Here is a 6273-nt window from a genome sequence, read left to right on the forward strand (position 1 = left end):
TGCCATGAGGAGAACTAATATTATGCCGATCAAAATTCCGAAACTGCTTCCTGCGCGTGAAATTCTTGAAAAAGAAAACATCTTCATTATGGATGAAGATCGTGCCACAACTCAGGATATCCGTCCTTTAAATATACTTATTTTAAATTTAATGCCGGAAAAAGAAATGGAAGAGACTCAGTTGCTTCGCCACCTTGGAAATACGCCTTTGCAAGTCAACGTTACGTTTATGAGAACAGCCACACATCAATCGAAACACACAAGTCCGCTTCATCTTGATCAATTTTATACGATATTTGCAGAGATTAAGCACAAAAAATTTGACGGCATGATTATTACCGGCGCTCCTGTTGAACAATATCCGTTTCAAAAGGTGGATTACTGGAATGAGCTGACGGAAATTATGAACTGGTCAAAAAGGAACGTTACTTCGACGTTACACATATGCTGGGGCGCGCAGGCAGCGTTATTTTATCACTTTGGGATTAATAAAATTCCTTATCCAGAAAAATTATCCGGTGTTTTTACGCATTCCATTTATGAACCAAAAGAAAAATTATTACGCGGTTTTGATGATCGCTTTTTTGCACCTCATTCGCGTTACACTGATCTTGATCGTTCCTCACTGGATGCCCATTCAGAGATTAAGTTGCTTTCTGGGTCAGAAGAAGCTGGTCCATTTATTCTTCTGGCAAATAACGGAAAGCAGATCATGGTAACCGGGCACTTAGAATATGACACGGGAACATTGGCACAGGAATATGAGCGCGATTTGAAAAAAGGGATTAATCCAAATTTGCCCAAACACTACTTCCCTGATGATGATCCGGGAAAAACACCGATCAACACATGGCGTTCGCATGCCCACCTGCTCTTCTCAAATTGGCTGAACTATTATGTATATCAAGCAACTCCTTACCAGTGGGATTAACAAAAGGCATATTGCTTTTCTCTTTTCATAGATTAAATTGCAAAATTTCATTCCGAAATGGAGAAAATGAGCAACGCCAAACATAAAGAAGCTCGGACGCAATGTCCGAGCTTCTTATGCATAATACACAGTTATGGACTCAAGCTTTTCTATTCACCCAGTCGTACTGTTTATCATGAAACGTATGCTCAATTGTACCAACAACGTTTTCTTTGACCAGCAGCTGTGCCTGTTTGATTGCCGTATACACTGCTTCACTTTTGGCAGCGCCATGCACCTTAATGATTGGAGCAGCAAGTCCGAAAAGCAACGCACCTCCATATGCAGACGTGTCCATATGCTGTTTAATCGCCTTTAATTTGCCGTACATAAGGCCTGTAAGCACTTTGGTATACAGTGACCCTCCCAATGTCTCCTTGAGTAGTTTCATCAGCGACATTGCCGTTCCCTCAATGCTTTTAAGCACCATGTTGCCCGAGAATCCGTCAGCAACGATGACATCTGCCGGTCCTTCAAGAAGCTCGCGTGATTCAACATTTCCGATAAAGTTAATGGGCGCATTGCTCAAAAGCTTATAGGCCTCTTTCACCAGTTCATTGCCCTTACCAGGCTCTTCACCGATATTCAGTAAACCAATCTTCGGATTGGGCCTATTCATCACTTTCTCAGCATAAATGCCGCCCATAATTGCATATTGAAGCATATTTTCAGGCTTTGTTTCTGCATTCGCCCCAACATCCAAAAATAAAAATCCTTTATTTTGATGAATAGTTGGCAAGGTAGGGGCAAGTGCCGGCCGATCAATCCCTTTAATTCGCCCGACTCCGAACAGGCCGGAGGCCATTAATGCCCCCGTGTTTCCCGCTGAAATAGCGGCATCACAACGTTTTTCACGTACTTCCTGAACTGCTAAAACCATTGATGCCTGTTTTTTCTTCCGGACTGCCTGAACCGGCGCATCAGTGCCCTCGATTTTTTCAGTCGTGTGGAGAATCTCAATGCGATCCTGATCACCAAGCAGATTTACCAATTGGTTTTTATCGCCGACCAATGTAATCTGAAGTTCCGGGAATTCTTTTAATGCTTTCAAAGTCCCTTCAACCATCGCTTTTGGCGCAAAGTCCCCACCCATCGCATCAATCGCTAACCTCATTGTCTACTCGCTCCTTTTATCTTGAAAGCTGTTTCAGCCTTGAATCCAAACAAAACATCTTTATTTGATTTTATCACCGATCATCGATTCACTGTAACATTAATTACGTGATCTGTCCAAACTATGTTTCAAAAAACATACTTATACATCAAAAAAATATTTTGTTCCTGTGATTCTATTTAGAAATCCGAATCTCGGGCGTTGTCGTTTTATTTGGAAAGCTGGATGGCCTGCTTTATTTTTTTTATAAAAGAACCACTTGCATAAGTAAGCACTGAGCCGCGATAAAACCGAAGGCTGAACACAAACAATCCTATGATTGTTATGAAGAGCAACATCAGAGACAGAAATGCCTGCCATAATGCCATATCCGTAGCACCAATACGCATGGGCATAATCATAGATGCAGTAAATGGTACATAAGAGAAGATTTTAATTAATAGTGTGTCCGGATTGCTCATGCCACTGATAGCGATAAAAAATCCGATCATGAGCATCATTGTGACCGGCATCATCGCTTGCCCGACATCCTGAACTTTGTTCACGAGTGAACCCAGTACAGCGCCGACAAGCGTATAGAGCAGGCAAGCAAGCAAGAAAAACAGGATCGCGTAGACTGTGTATCCAGGAGTAAGTCCGCCCATTAAGTCACTGATCTGTGTCCAGTATTTTCCATTATGAAAGCTTCGAGCCATAATTAAAGCAGAGCCAATCAGTATTGCAAACTGAGTCATTGCCAGAAAAAGTGTACCGAAAACACGTGAGAGCAGATGTACAATCGGAGACGTACTGGATATGATAATCTCCATAATTCGAGAATCCTTTTCAGCTGCAATTTCAGAAGAAATGATCGAAAGATAGGACAGTACAAATAAATAAATGATTAAAGCGACCGCATATGAAACAATGGTTGCTGTTGCCTTTTGTGCACTGCTTTTACCAGAAGCATCATTTTTTGAAAGCACTGTCTGCTGCAGATCGATCTCCTGATTCATAATTTTCTGCACCTGTTCTGAATTCAAGTTCAATTGTTCGATGGTAAACAATCGATTTGCTGTACGCACTTGCTCCTCAATATTTTTTTGATTGGTCAGCTCAAGTGGTTTTTGGGTTCTCAATTCTGCCTTCAGTGACCCATCCTGTTTTCTGGAAAGAATAAGCAGCCCGTCTTCCTTTCCCTTTAAAACACGTTGTTCTTCCTGATTATATGGAAGGGCTGATGACGTGAAACGAATTTGATTGGTACTGTGAAAATATGCTGCTGTTCTTGAATGGGTTTGATCAGAAATCGCGATTTTCAGCTGCTTTCCTTCAGATGAAAACCAATTGCTGATTGTAGGCCACATAAAAAGGCAGAGCAGCCCCACCAGCAGGAGCAGAGTCGTCAGTAAAAATGATTTCGTTTTTAATTTATTCGTATACGACTGTGAAAAAAGAAGAATGAATTTATTCATCGGCACCGGCCACCTTTCGTTTGAATAATTCTTCAAGTGACAGGTAATCCAAACTGAATCGTTCAATAAACCCGTCTTTGGCAAGCGCCTGAAAAATTGGCCGCGCCTCCTCTTCACTGCTTAATCGCAGACGAAAAAGATCTTTTTTTCGCGTGATTTCAACAACACCCGGAAGTGATCTGAGTTCTTTTTCACTGTATGGTCCGCGGACGGTCAAATTTATTTTCCCATACTGCTTTTTTAAATCAATAATGGCTCCGGAGAATAAGGATTTTCCTTTTTTTAGAAGACAGATATGATCGCAAAGTTCTTCGACATGATCCATCCGATGGCTTGAAAAAATGATCACCGTGCCCTTTTGTTTCAATGAAATAATCGCTTCTTTCAGCAGACCTGCATTTACCGGATCAAGGCCGCTGAATGGTTCATCTAAAATTAATAACCGTGGTTTATGAATCAGACTTGCAATTAATTGAACTTTTTGCTGATTTCCTTTTGACAGTGTTTCTGTAAGTGACCTGCGTTTGTCTGTCAGTTCAAAACGTTCAAGCCAATGGTCTATATCGTGCTTAAGTTCGTGGTTTGACCGACCACGCAACCTCCCAAAAAACAGTAATTGATCTTCAACTTTCATTTTTGGATAGAGACCACGTTCTTCAGGCAAATAGCCTATTTGATCCCGTTCCAATGCATGAATCGACTGACCTGACCAATTAATGGTACCTGATGACGGTGCGAGCAGATTCAGAATCATGCGAAATGTGGTGGTTTTCCCGGCACCATTCTGGCCGATCAAGCCAAAGATCTCACCTTGTTCAGCAATAAAGTTCAAATTATCTACAGCCAGGAAATTTTGAAAACTTTTGGTTAAATGCGCAACAATAAGTGTCATTTTTCCCCTCACTTTTACTCAACTTATTCACGATCTCCATAACCAGTTTACCAAGCTATGTTCTATCGATGCAACCGGCTGCTCAATTTCCGGGAAAACGATATAATAAAATTGAGTGATTTATACTGTATGGAGAACTTATGATGAAAAAGTTGTATGTATCTGCACTTGCTTACATGGTTGCCGGTCTTGTGTCGGGGATCTATTATCGTGAAATCACGAAAATAACACATTTCAGCGGTGATACAATGCTCGCAATCCTGCACACACATTTACTGATCTTAGGTATGTTCTTTTTTCTGATCCTGATTGCTCTTGAAAAGTTATTTCTCCTTAGTGAAAACAAGAGATTCTCCTTTTTCTTTTGGATTTACAACACTGGCGTTATCTGGACAATTGGTATGATGGCCGTTCACGGAACCCTGGATGTCCTTGGCATTACTTCAGGACCAGCAATTGCGGGTCTTGCGGGCATGGGCCATATTATTTTGTCAATCGGGCTCATTCTCTTTTTTCTGATTCTCAAAGATGCATTGTTCGAGAATGATCATGCATAGTCTGTAAAAGCTCCACATGAATGATTTTCAGAAAACTTGGCTTTGCCAGGCCTCGGGCGAAGGCAAGACCGCCGTTGCACTGATATAATAATCCGCTGAATTTTAAACTTTCTATAGTATAAGAAAAAAGGCATAAAAAGAGAATCACTCTCTTTTTATGCCTTTTCTGTTTTAAAAAATTGATGCTGTTCAAAAATTATTTATCATAAACCGGAGTGCATGATTCCGCATATTTTGAATTGCGGCCAACTGTTAGGCCAAAGAACAGATCTTTGATCTGGCGGCATACTTCTCCTTCATGACCGGAACCAATGGTCCGATGATCCACTTCAACAATAGGGGTCACTTCCATTGCGGTCCCACTGAAAAACACTTCATCGGCGACATAGAGTTCAGATCTTGAAATACTGCGCTCTTCCACTGCCAAGCCGAGTTCCTCTCTGGCAAGCTTCATAACAAGATCACGTGTAATGCCTTCAAGAATGTTGTCAGCAGGAGGTGGCGTGACCAGCTTTCCTTTACGGAAGATAAAAATATTTTCTCCGGATCCTTCGCATACACGATCACCGTCAGTAAGGAATATGGCCTCATCAAATCCGGCACGTTTTGTTTCCAGTGCGGCAAGTGCGGAATTCATATAAGCAGCCGTCGCTTTTGTGCGTGGTGGCAGTTGGTTGTTTGAGATTCTTTTCCAGGAGGTAACGCCGACGCTTAATTCAGTCTTACCCGCATATTTGTTCAGTGGCTGTGTATAGATAACCACCTTTACATCTTTTCCATCCAATGTAGGTCCGATGTCCTGAGCATCATTATAAACGATTGGGCGGAGGTATGTAGTCGTTCTGCATTCATTTGCCTTCAGTAAGTCAATCGTTCCTTTAATAAGGTCATCTACAGAAAAATCGAAGTCGAGGTTAACGGTCTTGGCTGACTGTTTCAGCCTTTCATAATGTTCTTTCAGCTTAAAGCCATACAGTTGCTGTGTTTCGTCATCCCAATAGGCACGAATGCCTTCAAACACACCAAGACCATAGTTAAACGCCTTACTGCGGACACTGATCTTAACTTCGTCCTCTTTAACAATTTTCCCCTGATAATAAACATACGCCTCTGACATGTAAACTCCTCCTAGATTCTGATATAAACAGATTTTCAAGTTCTTATGGTAAAAATCTGCCTTTTTTTGTGTACGTATATAATAACATAAAAAATCAATAATATTTCCAAAAAATGAAATAATTATTGGGAAAGCAGAGACAAAGATTGCAAGTTTAGGAAAACCGGGT

The 6273-nt window shown here is 41.2% G+C and carries 6 protein-coding genes; 2 read left to right on the forward strand and 4 right to left on the reverse strand.

The features are described 5' to 3' along the window. The first annotated feature begins 22 nt into the window (after nt 1-22). Complete coding sequence (gene metA, locus M3N64_RS11975) at nt 23-931, forward strand: homoserine O-acetyltransferase MetA (protein ID WP_249102574.1); 909 nt, start codon at nt 23-25, stop codon at nt 929-931. A gap of 139 nt (nt 932-1070) precedes the next feature. Here metA and plsX read toward each other — a convergent pair whose 3' ends face one another. From plsX to M3N64_RS11990, 3 genes are all read right to left on the reverse strand, one after another. After that, the gene (plsX, locus tag M3N64_RS11980; RefSeq protein ID WP_249102575.1) at nt 1071-2084 is read right to left on the reverse strand and encodes a phosphate acyltransferase PlsX; all 1014 of its coding nucleotides are present in this window, start codon (nt 2082-2084) and stop codon (nt 1071-1073) included. Nucleotides 2085-2293: 209 nt separating this feature from the next. Further along, nucleotides 2294-3538 carry an ABC transporter permease gene (locus tag M3N64_RS11985; protein ID WP_249102576.1) on the reverse strand — a complete coding sequence of 415 codons (1245 nt, stop codon included), beginning with the start codon at nt 3536-3538 and terminating at the stop codon, nt 2294-2296. After that, entirely contained in the window at nt 3531-4430 is a 900-nt protein-coding gene (locus M3N64_RS11990) for an ABC transporter ATP-binding protein (protein WP_249102579.1), read from the reverse strand. The genes M3N64_RS11985 and M3N64_RS11990 overlap by 8 nt, the downstream gene beginning before the upstream one ends. A 143-nt stretch (nt 4431-4573) precedes the next feature. Here M3N64_RS11990 and M3N64_RS11995 point away from each other — a divergent pair, with 143 nt between their 5' ends. Further along, a complete protein-coding gene (locus M3N64_RS11995; protein ID WP_249102582.1) occupies nt 4574-4987 on the forward strand; it encodes a DUF2871 domain-containing protein in 414 nt (137 codons plus the stop codon). Nucleotides 4988-5183: 196 nt separating this feature from the next. Here M3N64_RS11995 and M3N64_RS12000 read toward each other — a convergent pair whose 3' ends face one another. Continuing rightward, the gene (locus M3N64_RS12000) at nt 5184-6104 is read right to left on the reverse strand and encodes a branched-chain amino acid transaminase (protein ID WP_249102583.1); all 921 of its coding nucleotides are present in this window, start codon (nt 6102-6104) and stop codon (nt 5184-5186) included. Nucleotides 6105-6273: the final 169 nt, after the last annotated feature.

The sequence above is a fragment of the Sporolactobacillus mangiferae genome (genome assembly GCF_023336505.1).
Lineage (GTDB): Bacteria > Bacillota > Bacilli > Bacillales > Sporolactobacillaceae > Sporolactobacillus > Sporolactobacillus mangiferae.

What these genes read in the sequence shown, in the direction of transcription:
- metA (WP_249102574.1), top strand. Translation starts at nt 23, where the DNA reads ATGCCGATCAAAATTCCGAAACTGCTTCCTGCGCGTGAAATTCTTGAA.
- plsX (WP_249102575.1), bottom strand. Translation starts at nt 2,084, where the DNA reads ATGAGGTTAGCGATTGATGCGATGGGTGGGGACTTTGCGCCAAAAGCG.
- M3N64_RS11985 (WP_249102576.1), bottom strand. Translation starts at nt 3,538, where the DNA reads ATGAATAAATTCATTCTTCTTTTTTCACAGTCGTATACGAATAAATTA.
- M3N64_RS11990 (WP_249102579.1), bottom strand. Translation starts at nt 4,430, where the DNA reads ATGACACTTATTGTTGCGCATTTAACCAAAAGTTTTCAAAATTTCCTG.
- M3N64_RS11995 (WP_249102582.1), top strand. Translation starts at nt 4,574, where the DNA reads ATGAAAAAGTTGTATGTATCTGCACTTGCTTACATGGTTGCCGGTCTT.
- M3N64_RS12000 (WP_249102583.1), bottom strand. Translation starts at nt 6,104, where the DNA reads ATGTCAGAGGCGTATGTTTATTATCAGGGGAAAATTGTTAAAGAGGAC.